At 36.9% G+C, this 23,089-nt stretch carries 25 protein-coding genes; 16 read left to right on the top strand and 9 right to left on the bottom strand.

Translation table 11 applies throughout. The annotated features are described in order from the left end of the window. The first annotated feature begins 34 nt into the window (after window positions 1-34). The 9 genes from K5G00_RS22275 (at window position 35) to K5G00_RS22240 (ending at window position 4,494) form a co-directional block, all read left to right on the top strand. Window positions 35-988 carry a FecR family protein gene (locus K5G00_RS22275; RefSeq protein ID WP_238768653.1) on the top strand — a complete coding sequence of 318 codons (954 nt, stop codon included), beginning with the start codon at window positions 35-37 and terminating at the stop codon, window positions 986-988. Next, window positions 985-1,302, top strand: a complete 318-nt coding sequence (locus tag K5G00_RS22270) for a hypothetical protein (RefSeq protein ID WP_238768651.1) — start codon at window positions 985-987, stop codon at window positions 1,300-1,302. Before K5G00_RS22275 ends, K5G00_RS22270 begins: the two co-directional genes overlap by 4 nt. Beyond that, complete coding sequence (locus K5G00_RS30235) at window positions 1,259-1,408, top strand: carboxypeptidase-like regulatory domain-containing protein (RefSeq protein WP_394800875.1); 150 nt, start codon at window positions 1,259-1,261, stop codon at window positions 1,406-1,408. Before K5G00_RS22270 ends, K5G00_RS30235 begins: the two co-directional genes overlap by 44 nt. 126 nt (window positions 1,409-1,534) lie before the next feature. Then, window positions 1,535-2,023 carry a hypothetical protein gene (locus K5G00_RS22265; RefSeq protein WP_238768649.1) on the top strand — a complete coding sequence of 163 codons (489 nt, stop codon included), beginning with the start codon at window positions 1,535-1,537 and terminating at the stop codon, window positions 2,021-2,023. A 220-nt stretch (window positions 2,024-2,243) separates the two neighbouring features. After that, the gene (locus K5G00_RS22260; RefSeq protein ID WP_238768647.1) at window positions 2,244-2,555 is read left to right on the top strand and encodes a hypothetical protein; all 312 of its coding nucleotides are present in this window, start codon (window positions 2,244-2,246) and stop codon (window positions 2,553-2,555) included. Next, the gene (locus tag K5G00_RS22255) at window positions 2,521-3,222 is read left to right on the top strand and encodes an ABC transporter ATP-binding protein (protein ID WP_238768645.1); all 702 of its coding nucleotides are present in this window, start codon (window positions 2,521-2,523) and stop codon (window positions 3,220-3,222) included. The genes K5G00_RS22260 and K5G00_RS22255 overlap by 35 nt, the downstream gene beginning before the upstream one ends. Continuing rightward, window positions 3,223-3,597: a hypothetical protein gene (locus K5G00_RS22250; RefSeq protein ID WP_238768644.1), complete on the top strand. Its 375-nt coding sequence runs from the start codon at window positions 3,223-3,225 to the stop codon at window positions 3,595-3,597. 67 nt (window positions 3,598-3,664) lie between these two features. Then, a complete protein-coding gene (locus tag K5G00_RS22245; protein WP_238768642.1) occupies window positions 3,665-3,946 on the top strand; it encodes a hypothetical protein in 282 nt (93 codons plus the stop codon). Beyond that, a complete protein-coding gene (locus K5G00_RS22240) occupies window positions 3,943-4,494 on the top strand; it encodes a TlpA family protein disulfide reductase (protein ID WP_238768640.1) in 552 nt (183 codons plus the stop codon). The genes K5G00_RS22245 and K5G00_RS22240 overlap by 4 nt, the downstream gene beginning before the upstream one ends. Window positions 4,495-4,551: 57 nt before the next feature. Here K5G00_RS22240 and pckA read toward each other — a convergent pair whose 3' ends face one another. Beyond that, on the bottom strand, window positions 4,552-6,159 hold the full coding sequence (gene pckA / locus K5G00_RS22235; RefSeq protein WP_238768638.1) for a phosphoenolpyruvate carboxykinase (ATP): 1,608 nt from the start codon (window positions 6,157-6,159) through the stop codon (window positions 4,552-4,554). A 244-nt stretch (window positions 6,160-6,403) separates the two neighbouring features. Further along, complete coding sequence (gene xerD, locus K5G00_RS22230) at window positions 6,404-7,303, bottom strand: site-specific tyrosine recombinase XerD (protein ID WP_238768636.1); 900 nt, start codon at window positions 7,301-7,303, stop codon at window positions 6,404-6,406. 138 nt (window positions 7,304-7,441) lie between these two features. Between xerD and aroQ the strand changes: the two genes are divergently transcribed. Beyond that, complete coding sequence (gene aroQ / locus K5G00_RS22225) at window positions 7,442-7,867, top strand: type II 3-dehydroquinate dehydratase (RefSeq protein WP_238768634.1); 426 nt, start codon at window positions 7,442-7,444, stop codon at window positions 7,865-7,867. Between the two features lie 96 nt (window positions 7,868-7,963). Continuing rightward, entirely contained in the window at window positions 7,964-9,385 is a 1,422-nt protein-coding gene (pyk, locus tag K5G00_RS22220) for a pyruvate kinase (RefSeq protein ID WP_238768632.1), read from the top strand. A gap of 10 nt (window positions 9,386-9,395) precedes the next feature. Here pyk and K5G00_RS22215 read toward each other — a convergent pair whose 3' ends face one another. Continuing rightward, entirely contained in the window at window positions 9,396-10,046 is a 651-nt protein-coding gene (locus K5G00_RS22215; protein WP_238768630.1) for a LolA family protein, read from the bottom strand. A gap of 110 nt (window positions 10,047-10,156) precedes the next feature. Next, a complete protein-coding gene (locus K5G00_RS22210) occupies window positions 10,157-12,556 on the bottom strand; it encodes a DNA translocase FtsK (RefSeq protein ID WP_238768629.1) in 2,400 nt (799 codons plus the stop codon). A 281-nt stretch (window positions 12,557-12,837) separates the two neighbouring features. Between K5G00_RS22210 and arcC the strand changes: the two genes are divergently transcribed. From arcC to K5G00_RS22195, 3 genes are all read left to right on the top strand, one after another. Beyond that, window positions 12,838-13,794 (top strand): carbamate kinase, encoded by a 957-nt coding sequence (gene arcC, locus K5G00_RS22205; protein WP_238768627.1) that lies wholly within the window; start codon window positions 12,838-12,840, stop codon window positions 13,792-13,794. Between the two features lie 26 nt (window positions 13,795-13,820). Continuing rightward, window positions 13,821-14,819, top strand: a complete 999-nt coding sequence (gene argF, locus K5G00_RS22200) for an ornithine carbamoyltransferase (RefSeq protein ID WP_238768625.1) — start codon at window positions 13,821-13,823, stop codon at window positions 14,817-14,819. A gap of 83 nt (window positions 14,820-14,902) precedes the next feature. Next, window positions 14,903-16,054, top strand: a complete 1,152-nt coding sequence (locus K5G00_RS22195; protein WP_238768623.1) for a hypothetical protein — start codon at window positions 14,903-14,905, stop codon at window positions 16,052-16,054. A gap of 120 nt (window positions 16,055-16,174) precedes the next feature. Here the strand turns inward: K5G00_RS22195 and K5G00_RS22190 are convergent, their stop codons facing one another. The 5 genes from K5G00_RS22190 to K5G00_RS22170 all read right to left on the bottom strand — a co-directional run bounded on the left by K5G00_RS22190 (window position 16,175) and on the right by K5G00_RS22170 (window position 20,796). After that, window positions 16,175-16,693 (bottom strand): hypothetical protein, encoded by a 519-nt coding sequence (locus K5G00_RS22190; RefSeq protein WP_238768621.1) that lies wholly within the window; start codon window positions 16,691-16,693, stop codon window positions 16,175-16,177. A gap of 213 nt (window positions 16,694-16,906) precedes the next feature. Next, on the bottom strand, window positions 16,907-18,112 hold the full coding sequence (locus K5G00_RS22185) for a sodium ion-translocating decarboxylase subunit beta (protein WP_238768619.1): 1,206 nt from the start codon (window positions 18,110-18,112) through the stop codon (window positions 16,907-16,909). Between the two features lie 3 nt (window positions 18,113-18,115). Beyond that, window positions 18,116-20,035 (bottom strand): biotin/lipoyl-containing protein, encoded by a 1,920-nt coding sequence (locus K5G00_RS22180; RefSeq protein ID WP_238768617.1) that lies wholly within the window; start codon window positions 20,033-20,035, stop codon window positions 18,116-18,118. A gap of 20 nt (window positions 20,036-20,055) precedes the next feature. After that, window positions 20,056-20,316: an OadG family protein gene (locus K5G00_RS22175; RefSeq protein ID WP_238768615.1), complete on the bottom strand. Its 261-nt coding sequence runs from the start codon at window positions 20,314-20,316 to the stop codon at window positions 20,056-20,058. A 144-nt stretch (window positions 20,317-20,460) separates the two neighbouring features. Beyond that, complete coding sequence (locus K5G00_RS22170; RefSeq protein WP_238768613.1) at window positions 20,461-20,796, bottom strand: hypothetical protein; 336 nt, start codon at window positions 20,794-20,796, stop codon at window positions 20,461-20,463. Between the two features lie 382 nt (window positions 20,797-21,178). Here K5G00_RS22170 and K5G00_RS22165 point away from each other — a divergent pair, with 382 nt between their 5' ends. Both K5G00_RS22165 and K5G00_RS22160 read left to right on the top strand, forming a co-directional pair. Continuing rightward, window positions 21,179-21,763, top strand: coding sequence for an RNA polymerase sigma factor (locus K5G00_RS22165; protein ID WP_238768611.1), 585 nt, complete (start codon window positions 21,179-21,181; stop codon window positions 21,761-21,763). 132 nt (window positions 21,764-21,895) lie between these two features. Next, window positions 21,896-22,945: a FecR family protein gene (locus K5G00_RS22160; RefSeq protein WP_238768609.1), complete on the top strand. Its 1,050-nt coding sequence runs from the start codon at window positions 21,896-21,898 to the stop codon at window positions 22,943-22,945. Window positions 22,946-23,089 lie beyond the last annotated feature (144 nt).

Raw genomic sequence — 23,089 nt, 5'->3', positions numbered from 1 at the left:
CTTTTTTTGAGGCGGTTCATTGTAATAAAAAACAATGGAGCAGGTTCCAATACATCAAATCATTCAGTCTTTTGAAAACAAACTTTCGGAAAAAGAAAAAGAAGAGCTTGACGCATGGCTTTCGTCATCAGAAGAAAACCGGCAACAGTTTGAAGAACTCAGAAAAACATACACGGCGACAGGCAAATTAAAAATTGATTTTAATCCCGATGCGAAAAAAGGACTGGAAAAAGTGAATGAGCGCATTCAATCCGGAAAAACAAAACATATTGTTTGGAGGGCTGCAGCTGCACTATTGCTATTGGCTCTGGCAACTCAACTGGTTTTACAAATTCAGGCTCCAAATAACCGGACAGAAATTGTTGCTCAACAACGCCAGATTGTTTTTTTACCCGACAGTTCAAAAGTAATCTTAGCTAAAAATGCGTGTCTTAGCTATCCAAAAACTTTCAAAAAAAATGAACGTGATGTAAAACTAAATGGAACCGCATATTTTGAAATTACCAAAAAACCGGGAAAACCATTTCAAATAAAAACACAACATACAAAAATTGAAGTTCTGGGAACAAAATTTTTAGTGGAAGCCAGTAATCCCGACGCCGAAAGAGTAACCGTTGACGAAGGTAAAGTTGCATTTACCACCGGTTCACTATTCACGAGAGAAAAAGTAATTCTCACAGAGAATGAAATTGGAAGCTGGAATGCAAAAACAAAAAAGCTTAGCGAAGAAATAAATCAGCAACAAAACCGTAACTCGTGGCTTTCGGGCAACTTCAATTTTAGAGAACTGGCTTTATCTGAGGTTTTAAAGATACTTGAACAGCATTTCAACAAAAAAATAGAATTAAGCGATAAAAACTTTGGTTCTCTGAGATTATCCGGGCGATTCAACAGCGATACCAGCATTGAAGAAATTATCGAAATAATATGCCAGACACTCAATCTCTCTTACGAGAAGGATAAAAATACCTACATAATAAAACCATGAAAACCCTTTTCCTATTATTGATTATAATTTCTTTCGCTACAATTACCGGCATTGCTCAACCCAGGTTAAAAACCACGTATCTGAATATATTGGAAGACCTTGCAGTGAAAGAACATCTTGAACTCATTTACAGCCCGGACCTGGTTTCGCTTTTGGATAGTACTGACTTTCCATTCAGCACAAATATTGATTCCTGTTTAATGCAATTGCAGGACGTATCAAATTTCAAAATCACCCAAACAGAAACGCATTTGATTACTAAGATCAAAAGTGCCTGCGTTTATTCACTTGCAAGGAAAAGTTGTGGACGCTGAAACCGGGGAACTTCTCCCTTATGCAAATATTCTGATTGAGCAAGCCAGGACCGGAACCATTACCAATACCAACGGCGAATTCGATTTTAAAATACAGAGACATTAAGCCGGAAGTGAAGTACAGTTTTCTTTTCTCGGATACGAACGCCGGAAACTCAAAATTCCTTTTCAAGACAACAACCACCTAGTCATAAAATTAGCCCCAAAACCTTATACACTTGCCGATATTTATGTGCTACCCAACGGAAGCGAAGCAGCTGACATTGTAATAGGTGCAGTTAAAAATATTAAGCGAAATTACGCACGCACCACCACTCAAATGGAGGCTTTTTACCGCAATATTAATTACCGTGACACTTTAGCCTCGCAACTGACTGAGGCTGCATTACTTATCGACGACAAAGGTGTTACCAAACAGCCAGAAACTACACGTATTCAAATTCAGGAAATCAGAAAAAGTTCTAATTACCTTATCCCGTTGAATTTAAGACAGAAAATGTTTACAGAAGCTATGAGTAGAGTATTTGGGCACCGGAATATTATATACAGAAGTTATACTAACAGTGTTAGAAACTACATTGAAAAATCAGGATATTCATCGCCACTTAGTGATTACAAAAACTTTATATACCAATTCGTCGGATTTGAATGGTTAGACTCCGTGAAAGTTTATAAAATAAAATTTACAATGTTCTATGGCCTGATGGAACCTGGCTTCTGAAAGCAAAAGTTCTGAAAGTGCGGGATATATTTATATTAACTCAGAAGATTACGCAATTTTAAAAATTGAAGGTTGGACAAAATTTTTTGGTCAACATTCAAAAAGATTTACAGGAAAGAAAGAGTCAATTGTTGCCAAGTCGGAAGCAGCTTACCAAAAGATTGGCAGCAAATATTATCTGAAATATAAAAATGGAACCACCATACCTAATGGGACATTTATGATATATGAAAATCCGGATGCTCCAAAAGATGAAAAAATAGTAAGAGAGACTCAAACAGCAGAATATATTTTGTTAATCACTAAAGTTAATACCGACAAAAAGGAAATGGATAAAATCCGTTACCGCGAAAAACTTGCCCGTGATGAAAATACCTATAAAACCAAATATCCCTACAATCCTGAATTTTGGGAAAACTACAACATCCTGAAGGAAAACCCGGTGGAAGAAAAATTTATCCAAGAAATGGAGTGGGAAAAGTCGCTGGACATTCAATTTGAAGAAAACTCAACAAATCAAACTGAAAATTAACAGTCTTACAAAAAAATTCGACAACTATTCTGCCGTAAACCAACTTAGCCTTGAAATAGAAAGACCAGGACTTTATCTGTTTGTTGGCGATAATGGTTCTGGAAAAACCACCTTATTTAACCTGATTACAGGATTAATCAATGCGGATGAAGGCAAAATCAGTCTCAACGGCATAACCAATGTCGATTTACGCCGAAAACAATTGGGTATTTCTACGGAGTCATTTATTACAGAACCTTCGTTGACAGTATTAGAAATTGCAGAAATTATCCGGCTAATTAAACGTGTTTCATCAAAAGAGATAAAGGAACTGTTAATTCAGTGGGAAATGTGGAACGCCCGGAAAAAACCATTTAAGACATTATCAACCGGAATGAAAAAGCGGCTAAGCTTAGCTTTGTCAATGCCCGGAAATCCGGACTACCTTTTATGGGATGAACCTTTTAACGGGCTTGATCCGCTGGGAATAAAACTGCTAAACTGTGTTATTCAGGAATTATGTGAAAAAGGAAAGACAATATTACTAACAACACACCTGCTAAACGAAATAAATGTAACGGCAACTATCTGTTTTGTTATGAAAAACGGAAACTTGGCCGGCTCTGTTCACATAGAGTCTACTCCTGATTTTAATACAACTATTCTTAATCTGCTAAAGAATGAATAAATGATAAACATCGAAACAAAACTTATGAAAAGTAAAAAGCAAGTACTTCCGGCGGGAATTTTAATGCTCTCGTTACTTTTTCTGACATTTATCGATTACTGGTATGGCGCCGGTCAAAAACTACTGGTAGGAGCGGCTCTTGCAGAATTTATTTCAAATCGCGCAAGCCAGTCAACGCTACCTGCATTATTTTTTATTTTCTGGGTACTACAGCGCAGCATTCATTTAATAAATAGCGGGTATTACAAAATGCTGCTGCTTGCAGGCTGGCCTCGTCATAAAATATTTTTTTACACTATAATGCAGGTTGCTCTGTACGCACTTTTATTTATGTTGTTAAATTTTATCTGTTACGCTACGCTCAGTTTTTTTTAAAGGAACCAACCCATTTCAATTACTCTTATTTAGTTATTATAACACGTTAATTTCTCAGTTTTTGTACTTGAATGCAACTGGATTCGTAGCCTTAACCCTCGCTTTTCTGCGCCCAAATCCGGTTATGGCTTTGCCTGTTTTGGCGTATTGGCTACTCGAAGGATGGCTGGTTGATTTTATCCATCGAAAGCTGGAAAGTAATGCAGGAAGCTTTTTCCCGCTGCAATCAATTAAAGAGATTATTTCTGATAACTTGTTACAGGCACAGCAAACAATTTTAATAACTATCTATATGTTGATTGTTTTGCTGCTACTCCACCTTTCCATCCAAAAAAGAATGTTCATATGAAATTTAAATATCCGTTAATCATCGCTTTAATTTTTTTATCTGCATTGGCAACAAACAACAAGATCATCCAGTGGAAAACCTTTCGTTTCTACAACCAGCTTGAAAATATCGATGATCCGATTCGTAAAGAATTACAACGCGATGAATTTTTAAGCGACGAAGCGGGTACACAAACATTGGTTATTAATTTATGGGCAACCTGGTGCATTCCTTGCCAAAAAGAAATTCCACTGCTCAATCAATTGGTAGATAAATATGAAAATGAGAATACACTTTTCCTGTCCGTTACCGACGAAACAGAAAAAGACGTTGAAAAATGGGTGGAACTTCAAAAAAACGAACCACGTTATTTTCCGTTGTATGAGAACAAACGATTAATAAACTATTTGTTTCAACTCAACCCAGAAACAGGAATTAAAAAAGGACGCTATCCCGAGCTACTCCCAACGAATATTATCATTAAAAACGGAAAGTTACTTCTTTTTGAACAAGGTTTTTCAGAAGAAACTATCGTAAAAATGGACTCAATCCTTACGTCAATCCACTAATAAACAAAAAAACCTCGCCAAATGGCGAGGTTTTCGTATATCAATTTTTATAACTGATTAGTCAAGTTGTGGTCCTGCGGCAACCAATGCTTTTCCTTCTTCGTTGTCCGTATATTTTTCGAAGTTTTTGATGAAACGTCCGGCCAGGTCAGCCGCTTTTTCATCCCAGTCAGCAGCATTTGCATACGTATCACGTGGGTCAAGAACTTCAGTAGCAACACCTTTTAGTTCAGTAGGAATTTCAAGGTTAAAAACCGGCAGGTTTTTAGTTGGAGCCACTTCAATAGAACCATCAAGAATTGCAGTAATAATACCACGGGTATCTTTAATAGAGATACGTTTTCCTGTTCCGTTCCATCCAGTGTTTACCAGGTAAGCCTCAGCTCCGTGCTCTTCCATTTTCTTCACTAATTCTTCACCGTATTTTGTTGGGTGTAAAGAAAGGAAAGCAGCACCAAAACAAGCAGAGAAAGTAGGTTGTGGAGCTGTAACACCACGCTCAGTACCTGCTAATTTTGCAGTAAATCCTGATAAGAAGTGATATTTAGTTTGTTCCGGAGTTAATTTAGCAACCGGAGGAAGTACTCCAAATGCATCAGCAGTCAGGAAAATAACTTTTTTAGCGTGACCTGCTTTTGAAACCGGTTTAACAATATTTTCAATGTGGTAAATCGGGTAAGAGACACGTGTATTCTGAGTTACAGAACCGTCGTTAAAGTCAATTTTACCGTCAGCATCAACAGTAACGTTCTCCAACAATGCATTACGTTTTATAGCACCATAAATTTCCGGTTCTGCTTCTTTATCGAGATTAATGGTTTTTGCATAACAACCACCTTCAAAGTTGAAAATACCATCATCATCCCAACCGTGTTCGTCGTCACCAATTAAAGCACGATTTGGGTCGGTTGACAAAGTAGTTTTACCAGTTCCTGAAAGACCAAAAAAGATAGCAACATCACCGTCTTTACCAACATTGGCCGAACAGTGCATTGCAGCCATTCCATTTAACGGAAGGTAGTAGTTCATCATGGCGAACATACCTTTTTTCATTTCACCACCATACCATGACCCCCCAACAACATGCATTTTTTCAGTGAGGTTGAATACTGTATACACTTCAGAGTTCAAACCGTGTTCTTTCCATTTTGTGTTCGTTGTTTTTGAAGCATTTAACGAAACAAAATCCGGTTCACCATAGCTTTCCAGTTCTTCCTCGGTTGGGCGGATGAACATATTTTTCACAAAGTGAGCCTGCCAGGCTACTTCCATAATAAAACGAACTTTTAAACGAGAATCAGGGTTAGCACCACAGAAAGTGTCCACTACAAACAATCGCTTTCCTGAAAGTTGCTTTACTGTTGTTTCTTTAAGATCATTCCAAACTTCAGTTGAAACAGGTTTATTATCATTTGGAGACCCCGGAGTTGTCCACCACATTGTATCTTTTGTTGTGTCATCTTTTACAATGTATTTATCTTTTGGTGAACGTCCTGTAAAAATTCCGGTCATTACATTTACAGCATCCAGCTCTGTAAGCTGTCCTTTTTCGTACCCCTCCAGTTCAGGATTCATCTCTTCTTCGAAGAGTTGTTCGTAAGATGGGTTATAAACAATTTCCTGTACGTCTTGTATACCGTACTTCGACAAATCCAAGTTTTTCATAACTACCTAATAATTAACTTAATAATACTCTTTTCAATACGTAATTTCGGTGAACAAAAATAACTTTTTTTTCTAACCCCGGCCGATAAAGGTTTTGATTTAGTCGCTTTTTAGCTCCAATTAAACAATATCTTAACAATTAACTTTTGCTCTCTACTTGTTAAATAATTTTATCGATATGATCTCAAAAAAAAGAGCATCGGTTTTCTGTTCAATGCTCTTTTTCTTTATTTAAATTAAAATTTTAAGATCTTGGATGAAACTGATGAATGGTAGTACGAAGATAATCACGGTCTAAATGGGTGTAGATTTCTGTTGTCAATATCGATTCGTGCCCTAACATTTCCTGAACAGCGCGCAAATCAGCACCTCCATTAATTAAATGCGTTGCAAATGAATGCCTGAATGTATGCGGGCTTATCTTTTTTTCCAAACCAATTTTATCAGCCAAATTTTTAATAATTGTGAAAATCATAACCCTACTTAACTTTCTACCTCTCCTGTTCAGAAACAGCACATTCTCACTTTCCTTACTTATTTTCAACGTTTTACGATACCCTTTCAAATATTTATTTATTTCTTCAATTGCTCTGTTGCTTACCGGTACAAGCCTTTCCTTGTCTGCCTTTCCTTCTATTTTTACAAACCCCTGATCGAAAAAGAGATTGGTAAGTTTCAAATTTACAAGTTCCGAAACTCTTAATCCACAACTATATAGTGTTTCAAGCATTGCTTTATTACGCTGTCCCTCTGCTTTTTCCAGGTCAACTGCTTCAATCAACGAATCAATTTCTTCCATTGTCAAAATATCAGGAAGTTTTCTCCCTATTTTAGGAGACTCCAGCAAAGCAGTTGGATCGCTGTTAATTTTTCCTTCTATTAAAAGATACTTGTAAAATGATTTTATACCTGAAATTGTACGAGCTTGCGTTCTGGGACTAACACCTCTTTCATTCAGCCATTCAACAAAACTTTTCAAATGCGAAAGTTTAACTTTATCCGGTGCAATTTTTTTAAAGTTCTTTTCTAAAAATTCGACCAACTTATTTATATCATTGATATATGCCGCAACTGAATTTTGCGAAAGCGATTTTTCCAGTCTCAAATAATTCTCGTAACCTTTTTTACTATCCTCCCACTTCATATCATTAATTTTATATTTTGTTAATCGTTTTATTTAAATAATTTTGAAATAGAATCAGTACTATTTTTTAATTATTTGAATACTAGTACGATTGATTACATATAAAGTTACTATAAAAAAAATTAAAATCGAAATGTAATGAAATTATTGATAATCAACGGTCCAAATTTAAATCTATTGGGAAAACGGGAAAAGAATATATACGGGGACAAAAGCTTTGACAGTTTTTTTGATACATTAAAGAATAATTTCAGGGAAGTTGAATTAAATTATTTTCAATCAAATATTGAAGGAGAATTAATCGACAAGATTCATGAATTTGGGTTTGACTGCGATGGCATAATTATTAACGCCGGAGCCTATACTCACACTTCAGTTGCTATACGCGACGCAATTGCAGGTGTAACAACACCGGTTGTTGAAGTTCATATATCAAATACTTTGTCGCGCGAAGATTTCCGGCACAAATCTATAATCGGGCCGGTATGTAAAGGATGTATTATGGGTTTTGGACTGGATTCATATACGCTTGCAATTCAAAGTTATTTGGCGAATAAAGATTAAATACTACTTCAATCTTAAATTTAATTTTTGTTTAGTCCGAAATGAAATACAAAGAGACAAATAGTTCTACATTTGCAGCCTTTTATAATTAAAGACATGAGACAAACAAAAATTGTTGCAACAATATCCGACCAAAAATGTGATGTGGATTTTATAAAATCTCTTTACGAGGCCGGAATGAACGTAGCGAGAATAAACACGGCTCACATCAGCAAAGAGAGCGGAAAAAAACTCATTGAGAACATACGTACGGTCTCGAACAAAATTGCTATTCTGATCGACACCAAAGGACCGGAAATCAGAACCTGCAAAACCCAAAACCAACTTGAAGTTACCAAAGGGCAAAATATTTCAATAGCCTATCATGAAATGGAAACAGGAAACGCACATATCTGTGTGAACTATAAAAACTTTGTGAGGGATGTAAACGAGGGCGACAAAATTTTAATCGATGATGGCGATATTGAAATCACTGTTGTTGAGAAAAAAAAGGATTATTTGGTTAGCCGGATTGAAAACAGCGGCACCATTAAAAATAATAAAAGTTTAAACATTCCGGGGGTAAAAATCAAACTTCCTTCTATTTCTGAGAAAGACAAAGAATTTATAAACTTTGCCATCGAAAACGAATTGGATTTTATCGCACACTCTTTTGTACGGAATAAAAAAGATGTTGAAGCGGTTCAAAAAATTCTGGATGCCCAGAACAGCAAAATCAAAATCATCGCTAAAATAGAAAACCTGGAAGGTGTTAACAAAATTGATGAAATTTTAGAATCTGCATACGGAATTATGGTTGCCCGAGGCGACTTGGGCATTGAGCTTCCCGCGGAACAAATTCCAACCGTGCAGCGGAATTTAATCAGAAAAGCAATTATCCAGAAAAAACCGGTGATAATTGCGACACAGATGCTGCACAGTATGATTGAACACCCGCGTCCAACTCGTGCAGAAGTGGGCGATGTGGCCAGTGCTATTTATGCACGTACCGACGCTATTATGCTGAGTGGAGAGACCGCGTACGGAAAATATCCGGTTGAAGCGATACAGATGATGGTAAAAATTGCCAAAGAAGTGGAGCCTGATCGGGATAAGCGCTACGACGTTATTCTACCACCTGTAAAACATGAAATACCGGCATATTTGGCGCAGTCGGCTTTGAGAGCGGCGCGAGAGCTTAATCCGGTTGCAATAGTAACTTCAACAACAACAGGAAAAACAGCAAGATATATTTCGGCATATCGTTCAACCACACCAGTTCTGGCCAAATGTCATTCAGAACAGGTCGTCAGACAATTGGCACTTTCTTTTGGAGTTTACCCGTCGTACCTGCCTATGAAAAAGAATAAACTAAAAATTCAGAAGGCGGCAATTCAAAACCTAATCAGGGAAAAGACGATTAAAAAAGAAGACCTTATTATATATATCGGTGGCCGGTTTGGTGAAGACTCAGGAGCATCGTTTATTGAAATCTCATCGGCAGATAAATTGTTGCTCGATCCAAAAATGTATAAGTAATCAAATCAGGCTACCGGAAATCAATAACTTCTACATCCTCATATTCATCGGCATTGAAAATAAAGTCGGAATCAGGAAAAGATTTATTGGTTTCCATATTCTTTACTTTTATACCATACATGTTACCGCCGCTTTCATAAAGCGTTGCAGAATCAATCATTAATGTTAACTTATTGACAGCGATATTTATTTTTGATACTTCCTGAAAATTTTCGTCAGGAAACAAGTCAATTATATATAACGATTTGCTTCCTTCTTGTTTCTCCTCAACAAATTTTGATTGAAAACCTTTCTCGTAGATATTAAACAGAGAGGAAGGATCCATCAAGTCACCACTTTCTTCGTCAATGGTAGAGATTATTACCTGGTTTCCATCTTCCATGTAATTCCAAAGTGTTTCCCCGTCAGAATATATTTTTACTCCAAGATCCGGAAGTACCACTGTATATTTCTCCCCCTTGAGTTTTATTGTTCCGTCGTTTGCTTCATGAATTTCCATCTCCTTATTTTCCATTGTGAAAGAGAAATCAGCTTCAATGGTAGTATAAGAACGCGTTTTACTGCTTACCTGTTCTAAAATATCTTTTGCTTTTTCGTCTCCCTGGGCAAACGAGAACAAGAAAGAAATAAAAATTATGCTTGTAAGAAATATCTTTTTCATCTGTTTTTAATTTTTTCGGCTGCAAATATTCAAAAAATTTGGAAACATTCAGGAACGCCAGCTAATTTTCATTGCTTTCAACACAATTTATATTGAAAAATTACGGCGTTCTAATTTAAATTATTCAACAATTGTTCCAAACTGTATTCATCCTGAATAAGTACCTGTCGTGCTTTACTTCCTTCACTGGGTCCGACAACACCGGCAGCCTCTAATTGATCCATTATTCTTCCTGCCCGATTATAACCAATTGAAAATTTTCGCTGAATCATTGATGTCGATCCCATCTGGTTCATCACAACCACACGCGCCGCATCATCAAACAATTCATCTTTATTGTTCAGGTCAACTTCTCCCGGCCCTGGTTCATCATCTCCAACATATTCAGGTAACAAAAATGCGGTTGGGTACCCCCTTTGTTCCGAAATAAAGGAGCATACTTTTTCCACTTCGGGTGTATCTACAAATGCACACTGTACTCGGGTAATATTGCTTCCTGATGCGATTAACATATCTCCTTTCCCGATAAGCTGGTTTGCACCCGGTGTATCCAGAATTGTTCTGGAGTCAATCATCGAAGCCACCTTAAATGCAATTCGCGCAGGGAAGTTCGCTTTTATTACCCCCGTTATAATATTCGTTGAAGGACGTTGTGTGGCTATTATCATATGAATACCAACGGCACGTGCCAACTGTGCAATCCTTGCAATTGGCAATTCAATTTCTTTGCCGGCAGTCATTATCAAATCGGCAAACTCATCTATAATAACCACAATATAAGGCATATATTTGTGCCCTTTTTCAGGATTTAATTTGCGGCTTATAAATTTTTTGTTGTACTCTTTTACATTTCGTGCATGTGCCTTTTTTAGCAGGTCATAACGCTGATCCATTTCAACGTTAATGGAATTCAATGTATTTTTTACTTTTTGAATATCGGTAATAACCGGTTCTTCTTCGCCGGGAAGTTTTGCGAGATAGTGTTTTTCAAGCACCGAATAAAGGTTTAACTCTACCTTTTTAGGGTCTACAAAAACGAATTTTAATTGCGAAGGATGCTTTTTATACAGCAAGGAAGTAATAATTACATTTACTCCAACCGATTTTCCCTGCCCAGTGGCCCCCGCAACCAGAATATGTGGCATTTTAACCAAATCGAACAAATAGGTTTCATTCGAAATGGTCTTCCCAAGTGCAACCGGAAGTTCTGCCGTATTCTCCTGAAATTTCTTTGAACTCAAAATCGAACGCATTGAAACCACTTCCGGACTCTGATTTGGAACTTCAATACCAATGGTTCCTCTGCCAGGAATTGGGGCGATGATTCGAATTCCCAAAGCCGCCAGGCTAAGTGCAATATCATCCTCCAGATTTTTAATTTTTGAAATGCGAATACCGGGAGCAGGTACTATTTCGTATAAAGTAATCGTTGGCCCAATGGTAGCCCTGATTTTTGTAATTTCAATCTTATAATGACGAAGTGTTTCAACAATTTTGTTTTTGTTTGAAATTAACTCCTCATTGCTTACTTCAGCGTTTCCAAGATTATGGTCTTCCAAAAGTTCAAGTGTGGGGAATTTAAATTCAGATAAATCGAGAGTGGGATCGTAATCTTCCATTTCCTCGTTTTGAAGTGGGTCTCTTTCCTCTTCCTGAATCTTTTTAACGGTCAATTCCAGTTCCTCCTCTTCTTCACTTTTTTCTTCATTTACTTCCTCTTCTTTTTCTGATGCAATTTCCACTTCAAGTGAATCATCTTCTTCCGAGTCGGGTTCAAAAATTGCTTTTACGATATCGTCGTCTTCAATAACTTTTGAAATTGAATCGTCAGTGATATCAGGTTCTTCTGCGGATTCCTGTTCCTCTCCGGGAGCTGCAATGTCAACTTTATCTTTTCTCTTTAGCCGGTTTTTAAGCCAGTGATAACCTTTGTCAAAACGGACAACAAAAATTATAACAGCACAAACAAACAAAAGCAAAACAACACCAAATGTGCCGATAAGTGAACTCAACCAGTTACTTAATACAAAACCGTATTTCCCACCGGCATATATAGCTGAGCCTCCATCGGTTTTTGTAAAAATCAGCCCGAGTGTCACCGACAACCATATCAGCAGAACAAAACTAAAAAAGAAGTTTTTGCTAAATCGCCCTTTATTTCTCCCCAGTATTTTAAATCCGATTATAGCCAGCAGATAAATAAAAATAAAAGAAGCCAGTCCAAATCCCTGATTAAAGATAACTTCAGAGAGCCAGGCTCCTGTTTTACCAGCTTTATTCTGAACTTTAATTGTTGAATCAAATATGAGTTTCGACCACGGCAAGTCAAGCTTGCTCTGATCGGCAGCCCCAAAAAACAGAAACGAAATAAAGGCTATCAACAAATAGGTTGCAACCAATAAAACCAAAACTCCAAAAACAAACTTAAACTTCTCATTTTTAAAAAATGGAGTTCTTGATTTTTTAGCTTTTTTTGTTGGATTTTTTGGCTTTTTTCGTTTTACGGCCATTTCAAAAATATTTGTTTAATAAAATGCAAATCTAACTAAAAAAACGCAGGTAGCAGGCGAATATTTTCTTCATAAAATTGAATCCCCTAAAATGCAAAGTGTTAATAAAAAAAATATCCTTTCAACAATCTGTCATACCAAACAGATGTCATCCGAAAAATTGTAACTAAAAAATTCAAGCCACTGTTTTATAATATAGTAAGCAGTTTTAAAAATGACAAAACTCCATATTTTAGGTTCCTCTAAATCTTTAAGTTTGTTTGAAGATTAAATGATTTGTCATGAAAAAGCTGGCAGTGGTAGCTCTTGGTGGCAATGCCATCTTAAGAGAAAATGAGGAAGGTACGATTGAACAACAGGAACAAAATTCTACAGAGACACTGGAAAACCTTGTTCATTTGATAAATGATGGTTATGAGCTGGTTATAACGCACGGAAACGGCCCCCAGGTAGGAAACATATTGATGCGTAACGATGCCGGTGAACAAGTTTATAATATTGCTCCTATGCCACTTGATATATGTGTTGCCGATTCGCAGGGAGGGATTGGCTACATGCTTGAGAGGATGATGCGAAATGTGCTCAATCAGCATGGTATTCAAAAGAATGTTATTACAATGGTAACACTGGTTGAGGTCGACCGAAATGACCCGGCATTTTCGAATCCGTCAAAAAGAATCGGGAAACTATATACCCAAAAAGAAGCTGACAGGCTGGCAAAAGAAAAAAACTGGATTTTTAAAACCACAACAAAAGCTGAAGGCAAATACAGAAGGGTTGTTCCCTCACCAGTTCCGCTGGAAATAATAAATAAAGATACGATTGAATCGTTGGTCAGAAACGGCAACATTGTTATTGCTGCGGGAGGTGGAGGAATTCCGGTGTATTATGATGACGAGAAAAATGTAAGAACACTGGATGCTGTAATCGATAAAGATATGGCTTCAAGCTTGCTGGCAACCAACATAAATGCCGACGAGCTTTATATTCTTACCGATGTTTCGTTTATTTATAAAAACTTTGGAAAACCAACCCAGAAAAAACTCGAGTTTTTAGATTATGTTGATACGCTAAAATATCTTGAAATGGGGACATTTTCAGAAGGAACAATGGAACCCAAAATTAAAGCATGTCTCAATTTTGTAAAAAACGGGGGCAAAAAGAGTGTGATAACAGAAGCCAAAAAACTGGAAGATAAATCGTTTGGTTCGAAAATAACGATGGAATACGAAAACTAAATTTAAAAAAAACAAAAAAGAAAGATATGGCCATTAACCTTGAAAACCGGAGCTTTTTAAAATTACTTGACTTTACACCGGAAGAAATTTATTACCTGTTGGAACTTGCCGAAGATTTAAAATATGCAAAAAAAAGCCAGACAGAAGATCGTCTATTAAAAGGAAAAAATATAGCTCTCATTTTTGAAAAAGCATCAACACGCACACGCTGTGCTTTTGAGGTGGCTGCCTACGACCAGGGAGCTCATGTTACGTATCTTGGTCCAACCGGTTCGCAAATTGGTCAAAAAGAATCGATGAAGGATACCGCACGTGTTTTGGGCAGAATGTATGACGCAATTGAATACCGCGGATTTGGACAAAATGTTGTTGAGGAACTGGCAAAATATGCAGGTGTTCCGGTTTGGAACGGATTGACAAATGAATTTCATCCCACTCAGATCCTGGCTGATTTTCTTACCATAAAAGAACACTCAAACAAGCCTTTTTCTGAGATAAAACTCTGCTTTCTAGGAGATGCAAGAAATAATATGGGCAATTCATTGATGGTAGGAGCGGCAAAACTTGGAATGGATTTCAGGGCGGCTGCGCCAAAAAACTGTCAACCTTCGGGAGAACTTCAAAACGAATGTCTTAAAATTGCCAAAACCACGGGAGCAAAAATGACTGTTTCTGAGAACGTTGAGGAAGCGGTAAAAAATTGCGACTTTTTATATACCGATGTATGGGTCTCAATGGGTGAACCTCAGGAAGTTTGGGCCGATCGGATTCAAATGCTTCTCCCCTACCAGATCAACACAAATGTGATAAAATTAACCGGAAATCCGAATGTGAAATTTCTGCATTGTTTACCTGCTTTTCACAACCGTGATACAAAAATTGGTGAAGAAATTTATCAGAAATTTGGTATCGAAGCCATGGAGGTAACAGAAGAAGTTTTTGAAAGCAAAGCTTCTGTTGTTTTTGACCAGGCTGAAAACCGACTTCATACCATAAAAGCGGTGATGGTGGCAACATTGACTTAACATTTTTGAATTTTTTTAACGTCTTAAAACAAACAGTTAAAAAAACTGTTAGCTTCGGCCAACACAACGTAACCAATACAACTATGAAACAATACATCATCCTTTTTCTTCTGGTGTTTTTTACATTAACAACTATCGCACAAGACGACATAAAAAAGGAAATCATAGCATTTACCGACTCTACGGAATTAATCATCAGAAACGGCAGAAAACTACTGGCCGATAAAACCATTTCGGGAGACCATGACGGAGCGGTTTCAACGCTTAATTATCTGAAAAATACAGTAGATGAAAAATACATTGTTCTGTATCCCGCGGAAGAGATTCTTTTTTCGCTGGCGAACCGGAATTTTGAACTTTTCCTTTATAATGCAAAAAACTGGGATTCGCTGCTGGAAGGTAAAGTACAAACCTTTCAGGTAGAATCGATTTCAGATCAAATTCACCAGTATCTTGGAACAGAAATGTCTTTTATCATGGAAGATTTAGACAAAAGCCAACTTTCCGAGGCCGATAAAAAAGTGATTCGTTTATACATCAGGTATTATATGAACGACGATTATTCTGAGCTCAATAAATCGCTAAAAAATTATGTAAAAGGTAATCCCGATTCTGAGTATGTTGTTTTTATAAATCAACTCCGGCAATTAACATTTACAGGAAGAATGAATTTTTGTTTAGGGTACGGGAATGAATTTCTGAACGGAAACATTACAGACAATTTTGATTCGCATATGCACATAATGAATTTTGAAATTGATGGTTTTCTGAATCGTCTGTATCTTTCATTATTTATGAGCGGAAGCGTAAGCCGTGAAGTTTCGATAAACGATTTGCCTGTAAAAGATAAAAACTGGACACATCCCGCCGGCGACAAAATAAGCAGTCTAAAATACGGTCTAAAAATCGGACAATCGTTGTATTCGACTGACAAAGTGAACTTTTACCCATACCTCGTTATTGGTGGATATGAGATAAACTCTCAATCATCGCTGGCTGACGATAACGACTCGGAACCCAAAAACAACCTCATCGGAACATTCTGCCCGGGAGTTGGTGCGTCCTGCGATTTTGTTTTAAAAAAATGGCAGAGTAAAAATATTTACAGTCCCGGAGGATTTTTGTTTATAAGGCCAAGTGTTGGCTACGACTATTTTCTTTCGAATAAGGAAATTTCAAAAGGAGGAGATCTTTATTTTACGATTTCGCTTGGCGTAGGACTTGGGGATATCTAAATGTCTAATCAAATTTGGTTCAAAAAGTAATAAAGATTTAGGAGTTGCTGTTAAATTAAAAATATTCAACAGCAACTCCTGATGCTCTATTAAATACAAGCACGTAACTACCTGTTTCTTTTACAACTTTATAGTAACTCCAATTTTACCACCGGAATAATTTCCACCTCCTAATTCAACATTCAAACCAACATTTTCATTAAAGAAATAACGCCCGCCAATTTGGCCAACCAGATATAAACCGGAGCCACCACTACCGGCATAGCTAAAACTTCCGTTTCCATCGTATTTTGAAGACCAGGCAGAGTATCCGAGTGACAAACCTGCATAAAAATCCCACTCAGAGGGAATTTCCAGTAATTCATTAAAATGGTAATTTCCGATAGCTGCCATAGTAAAAATAGCATGATTCCATTTGGTAGATGAATAAGTTTCGTGGTAACCGCGATAACTTACTTCGCCTCCAACCGAAATATTGTAACCAATTCCATACTCAAGTCCGCCGTATAACGGCAATCCATAATTTGATAAACCAACTCCGCCATTTATCTGCATTTCTCCTTCCTGTAAAGGTGCCTGCGCTTTAGCAATTGTACCGACAAATAATAATGCGCAAAAAACTAAAGTGATCTTTTTCATGAACGTAATGTTTTAAAAGATTTAATTGTTATTCGAATTTTTTAGAAATTATGATAATTATTTAAACACATCAATTTTTTTCATTTAACTTTTTGTTAAGCAATTCTGGCCCGATAACAATCGTTGTTTCATAGAAATCACAACAAAAAATCCTGATACTATAAGTTGTATTATAGTATCAGGATAACAGTTATTAAAAAAAATAGTTCTCTGTTAAACCAAAGAAATTAATACCCCGGCTGCGACAGCTGAACCAATAACACCAGATATGTTGCTCGCCATGCAGTACTGTAAAATATGGTTTTTCGGGTCATACTTTAAAGCCAGTTCATTTGCTACACGCGACGCCATCGGAACAGCGCTTAATCCGGTTGCGCCTACAAGCGGATTAATTTTCTTTTGAGAGAAAATATTGTACACTTTCACCGCTAAAATACCTCCGCTAATTGATATTGCAAAGGCGATAAAACCACCAACCACAATTCCCAGTGTTTTAGGAGTAAGAAAAACATCCGAAGTCATTGTAGCTCCAACAGCCAGCCCAAGAAAAATAGTCGCCGTATTCATAATTGGCCCGGTGGCTGCTTCTGACAAACGACTTGTTGAAGTCCCAATTTCTTTTACAAGGTTACCAAAAAGCAACATCCCCAAAAGTGGTACTGAAGAAGGAACCAAAATAGCTACAACTGTTCCGAGTGCAATCGGGAAGACTATTTTTACCGTTTTCAGGTTTTTAATCTGATGTTTTGGCGGATACTTTTTATCCATTTCCTTCATACTAATCGTAAACTCCTTTTTATTCATTAGAGTCTTTGCCACCAAGGGAATAATTACCGGCACCAACGCCATGTAGGAATACGCGGCAATTGCGATTGGCCCGAGCAGATGCGGAGCCAACATGATGGTTGTATAAATTGCTGTTGGTCCGTCAGCACCACCGATAATTCCGAGTGACGCTGCTTCCTTTGTGGTAAATCCCATATATATAGCGGCAATCATAACCGTAAATATTCCGATTTGAGCAGCAGCCCCAAAGAAGGCAAGTCTCAGGTTTCGTAACATCGGTCCAAAATCGGTTAAAGCGCCTACACCCATAAAAATAATAGGTGGAAGGAAACCTGTCTTAATCAGAGAATAATACAGGTAGTTCATAATTCCGTAATCGTGGGCAATTTCGAACAGGTTTTTATACCTTCCAGCATCAAGTTCAACAAAATCTGATGGAACGATTCCCATGTTTGCTCCGGGGAAATTGGCCAGTAATACGCCAAAACCAATCGGAACAAGCAATAATGGTTCGTACTTCTTTTTAATTCCCAAATACAGCAAAACAAATGCTATAACCCACATAATAACCGTTTTGAATGTAATGTCTCCCAAAGCGGTCATTTCAAACAATCTCGAAAAAATATCCTGCATATTTTACTGCAACTTTAAAAGTACGTCATCTTCTTCAACTGCTTCTCCGTTTGCCAAACATACCTCAACTACCTTTCCCGAGGTTTCTGCGATAATGGCATTGTAAGTTTTCATCGATTCGATGTATCCAATCACATCTCCTTCGTTTACATTATCGCCTGGTTTTACAGCTGTTTCCGATGAATCTTTGGTTAAAAAGAATTTTCCTTCCAATGGTGCAATTACTTCTGCAAGATTAGCGCTTCCATTGCCATTCCCATTGACTTTCCCGTTTCCGTTAAGGGGAGCACTTTCCTCCCGGGCTTTTCCATTGGCTGATCCATTTTTATCGGCATCGCCACAAGAAACCTTAACAACAAATTTTTCTCCGTTCACTTCAATATTCAGGTTTCGAGGCTCACAGCCGTTTGAATCTGCAGCAACTGTTTTCCCATTTTTAGCAGCAGGTTTAGCTTCCTCTTTCGGAGCCTTTTTTGCTGCCAAATCGGCTTCAAATGCAGCTTTCGCCTCGCCTGATTTATATGCGCGGTACTGTTCCGGGTGCATTGCCAATTCGAACAATTCTTCATCATCCTGCCCAAAATCCCAATTATTGGCTTTCATTTCTTCTTTGAAAGAATTCAGGTTATCGGGATATAAGTCCTGTGGATTTTCAGTGTAGAATTCGCGGCCTTGCTTTTCAGCCAACTTTATAATTTCAGGAGACAATTCTCCGGGTAATTTTCCTGATTTGCCCAAAATCATATCCCAGATATTATCAGCAATCATCGACCAGCGTTCTTTTCCTTTTTCCAGCTGAATTACATTCATTAGCGCCAGATTTTTTACATACTGGCTAAATGGCGTTACCAGTGGAGGATATCCTAACATTGGCCAAATGTGTTCTACTTCGTCAAACAATTTAACAAGCAAATCATCCTGAGTAAGTTCTTTCTGGCCTCGTTTAGCTTTCCATTTATTTAAACTCGACAGATTATTTTCCAAATCAGCCATCAAACTTCCCATCATTCCACCGGGCAAACCGGGACCAATCAACAGCGAGTTCATCAGCCTGTTTTTCGGATTGATATAAAAACCTAAAAAGTCGTCAATAAAACTTTGTGTCAGCGAACGTACTTCCATGTAGGCTTTCATATTAATATCCGGCACTGAGAAACCTGCATCTTTTAACATCGCCTGAACAGCCAATAAATCGACGTGTCCGGTTCCCCATGAAAGCGGTTCCATACCCACATCAATATAATCGGCTCCGGCACGGGCTACTTCCAAAATAGAGGCCATGGCAAAACCGGGACCAGAGTGCGAGTGATACTGAACAACGGTTTCCGGATGACTATCTTTAATATTTTTCACCAATTTTCCCAGGTAAGCCGGACGACCAATTCCTGCCATATCCTTTATACAAATCTCATCAGCTCCCATTTCAATCAATTGGTTTGCAAGGTTTGTATAATACTCAACGGTGTGAACTTTTGAGATGGTCAAACTTAATGCTGCCTGAGAAATCATTCCTCCTTCTTTGGCGTACTTAATCGAACCTTCCAGGTTTCGTGGATCATTTAACCCACAAAAAGAACGGGCGATATCTGTTCCCTGCTTCTTTTTCACTTTATACATTAATTTACGCACATCTGCAGGTACCGGACTCATCCGAATTCCATTCAAAGCCCTCTCCAGCATATGGGTTTGAATACCAACATCGTTAAAAGGTTGTGTCCACTGCCGGTTTGCCACATTTGGATTTTCCCCGAATAAGAGATTTATCTGCTCAAAACCACCGCCATTGGTTTCAACACGGTCAAAACATCCCATATCAATAATTGCCGGAGCAACTTTTAACAATTGGTCTACGCGTGGCACGTACTTTCCCGAAGACTGCCACATATCGCGATATAATAAGCTAAATTTGATTTCTTTTGACATTTTTTTTGATTTTATCTGGTTTATACTTTTGTTATTTTTGCTATTTGTCCCTTTCCATTGGTTACAATATCAACAGCCGCAACAATAGCTGCTATTTTTCCTGATGACGACATTTCCGAAGTTTGAGTTCTCTGTGTTTTTACAGTCTCAACTCCCGGGAAATATTTGTTTGTAATTCGTATTATCACATTTCCGATTATCACAACTAACCAAAGAATAACAAACACCGTGACCATTCCAACAGCCATTATCGATATTACATCTCCTAAATTTTGTCCCATATTTCAATTCAATTTTAGATTTGATTTTATTTTTTTAAAACAATAATCCCCATTACAGCAAAATTTCTACTGTTTATTTTAAAATGAACTTAAATTCAAAATATTAAAATAAGGTTCCTACAGATGGCGAACCTTAAAAACGGTTTATACTTCCGTTCTAACAGGAGGGGAAACACCGGTAAGAAAAAACAAAAATCTGTTTCGGTAACTTTTTGATTCAAACCTGAAATTCTCAATGTCAGATTTTACAAATTTTACACCAAAGTCCCGACCTCCGGAAAAACTTCCTGTTGCGGGAAAATCCTTGCCAGGTGAACAGGTCGTAGCATTTTTAAAAAAACCATTATTAACCCCAAATGCAATCGTATTATTACATATTCCATTGGAAATAATGTTAATGCCATAAAGCTTTCCACAGGTTTCATACGACCCCAGATGTACAAGTGCTATGATTATATTTAAAAGAAAAATTTTAATCATTGTCGTAAAGAAATAAGAATAATTAAAATTTTAGGTTAAATTATTTAAAGTTTTATATAAAAGTTAAGACAGTTTTAATAAATAAAACCTACATTTAAGCGATTCTAAATTATTGATTTACAGGATACAATAAAGAAAAAATTCTATATTGATCTATATCAATGCATTTATCGTCTTTTCGTTTTTCCTAAAAATCAAATTAAATTTTTAAAAATCTGGGCGCGCTCTAACCTTTCATATCTTTCGATCATCAATACTGACAAAAAAAAGACCAATTAGGATTTTATTACTTTAAGAGAAATATGTATATTGGCTAAAATCAGTTTACCCGCTGAAAAACAGACATAAAATAAATTTAAAATATATATTATTACCAATAAGTTTGAAAGTTACAAAGACAAATAAAGAGCTTTTGTCACTTCTCCGGACAGGAGACAGGGTAGCTTTCTATAACATTTATGAAAAATACAGCAAAAGAATTTATGCCTTCGTTTACAGATATATAAAACAAGAAGAAGATGCGGAGGAAATTGTTCAGGAAGTATTTGTTAAGATATGGAATTTACGGGAAACCATTGATGAAAATTCCTCTTTTGACTCCTACCTTTTTACTATCGCCTACAACACCACAATAAATTTATTCAGAAAAAGGCTCAGAGAAAAAAAGTATCTTGAGAATTTAAAATCGTTGCAGCAAATAACAGCTTCTCCCGATATTATTGATGAAATTCAATTTAGCGAACTAGATGCAACGATTCAAAATTTATTAAACCGGCTTACCCCCCGACAAAAAGAAATATTTCAGTTAAGCAGAGAAGAAGGATTAACCCACAGCGAAATCGCAGAAAAACTTGGTATTTCAGTTAATACAGTAAAAAAACACATAACAAATACCCTTTCATTCTTAAAGTCTCACCTTACCAACCAGGCAGTAATCTGCTTGTTGTTCGTTTATTTATTTTTGTAAAAAAACACATTTTCGATACTTCCTCCCCAAAACTCCGGCGTATAACTTAATGTACTATGGGAACAATCGTGTGTCGCCATTAATTTGGCATAAATATCTGAAAAGTAAATCGGAACGGTAAATAAGAAAAAAATGACAAAAGAAACGCTTATAAAATTCATGAATAACCAGTGCAGCGAAAAGGAACTGGAAGAAGTTATTCGCTGGGCCAACAAAGAAGCAACAAATAAAGCTAGTATTGACTGGGCCCGTGAAGATTGGGATTCATTTTTATTTGATGATAAAAAGCTTAGCGACAAAACATTTCAAAAACTATTTGACAAAATTCAAAATGAAATAAACAGAAATGACCTGAAAGAGAAAAGCAACAAAACAATTCCTATTTTAAATTGGATTACCCGCGTTGCAGCTGTTTTGTTGATTCCTGTGTCGATATTTCTATTTTATACGCTAACAAATCAGAACCCTGTATACACAAACCAGCTCCAACAAGACTCGATTGAAACAATAGCTCCTGCAGGCTCCAAAACTATCGTTCAACTTTCCGACGGTTCAATTGCACATTTGAATTATGGAAGCAAACTAAAATACCCCCGAAGGTTTTCAGGAAAAACAAGAGAAGTAGTGTTGGCAGGAGAAGGCTTTTTTGATGTCGCTCATAACACAAAAATTCCATTTATAGTTAAAACAAAAAAACTGGATATAAAAGCATTAGGTACATCTTTTAACGTTTCTGCTTATCCAAATACAAAGAAGACTGAAACAACCCTTGTCAGAGGTAAAGTTGTACTTGAAAAGAAGAATTCAGAAGGAGCAACAAAAATAATTGGAGCTTTGAAACCGGGGCAACACGTAAGCTACGATAACACCGACGGTAAAATTACCAGCTCACAGGGAAGCATTGATAAATATATATCATGGAGAGAAGGAAAACTAATTTTTGAAGATGCACCATTAACGGAAGTTGCTGAAAAACTTGAAAGGATGTTTGGTGTCGAAATAGAAATACATGAAAAAATCAGGGATTATAATTACACCGTAACTTTTGATAATGAACCTCTTTATCAGATCTTGGATTTGATGGCAATTGCAACACCAATAAACTATAAAATACTTCCTCGTCAGAAATTAGCTAACGGAACATTTTCAAAACAAAAAATAATTATCGAAGCAAGAAACTAAACGAAAAAATAATCAACTTATGAAGAAAACGAATATATCAACATAAACGCACTAAAAGCAACAGGGAAATGCGCCAACATCTCCCTGTAAAATAAGCAAATAACCCTGTTTTTATGGCACAGGGAAATTTAAAACTAATCAAAA

It is taken from the genome of Maribellus maritimus, assembly GCF_022267315.1.
GTDB lineage: Bacteria > Bacteroidota > Bacteroidia > Bacteroidales > Prolixibacteraceae > Draconibacterium > Draconibacterium maritimum.
The sequence above is the reverse complement of the archived record's forward strand: the minus strand, read 5'-3'. Positions and strand labels throughout refer to the sequence as shown.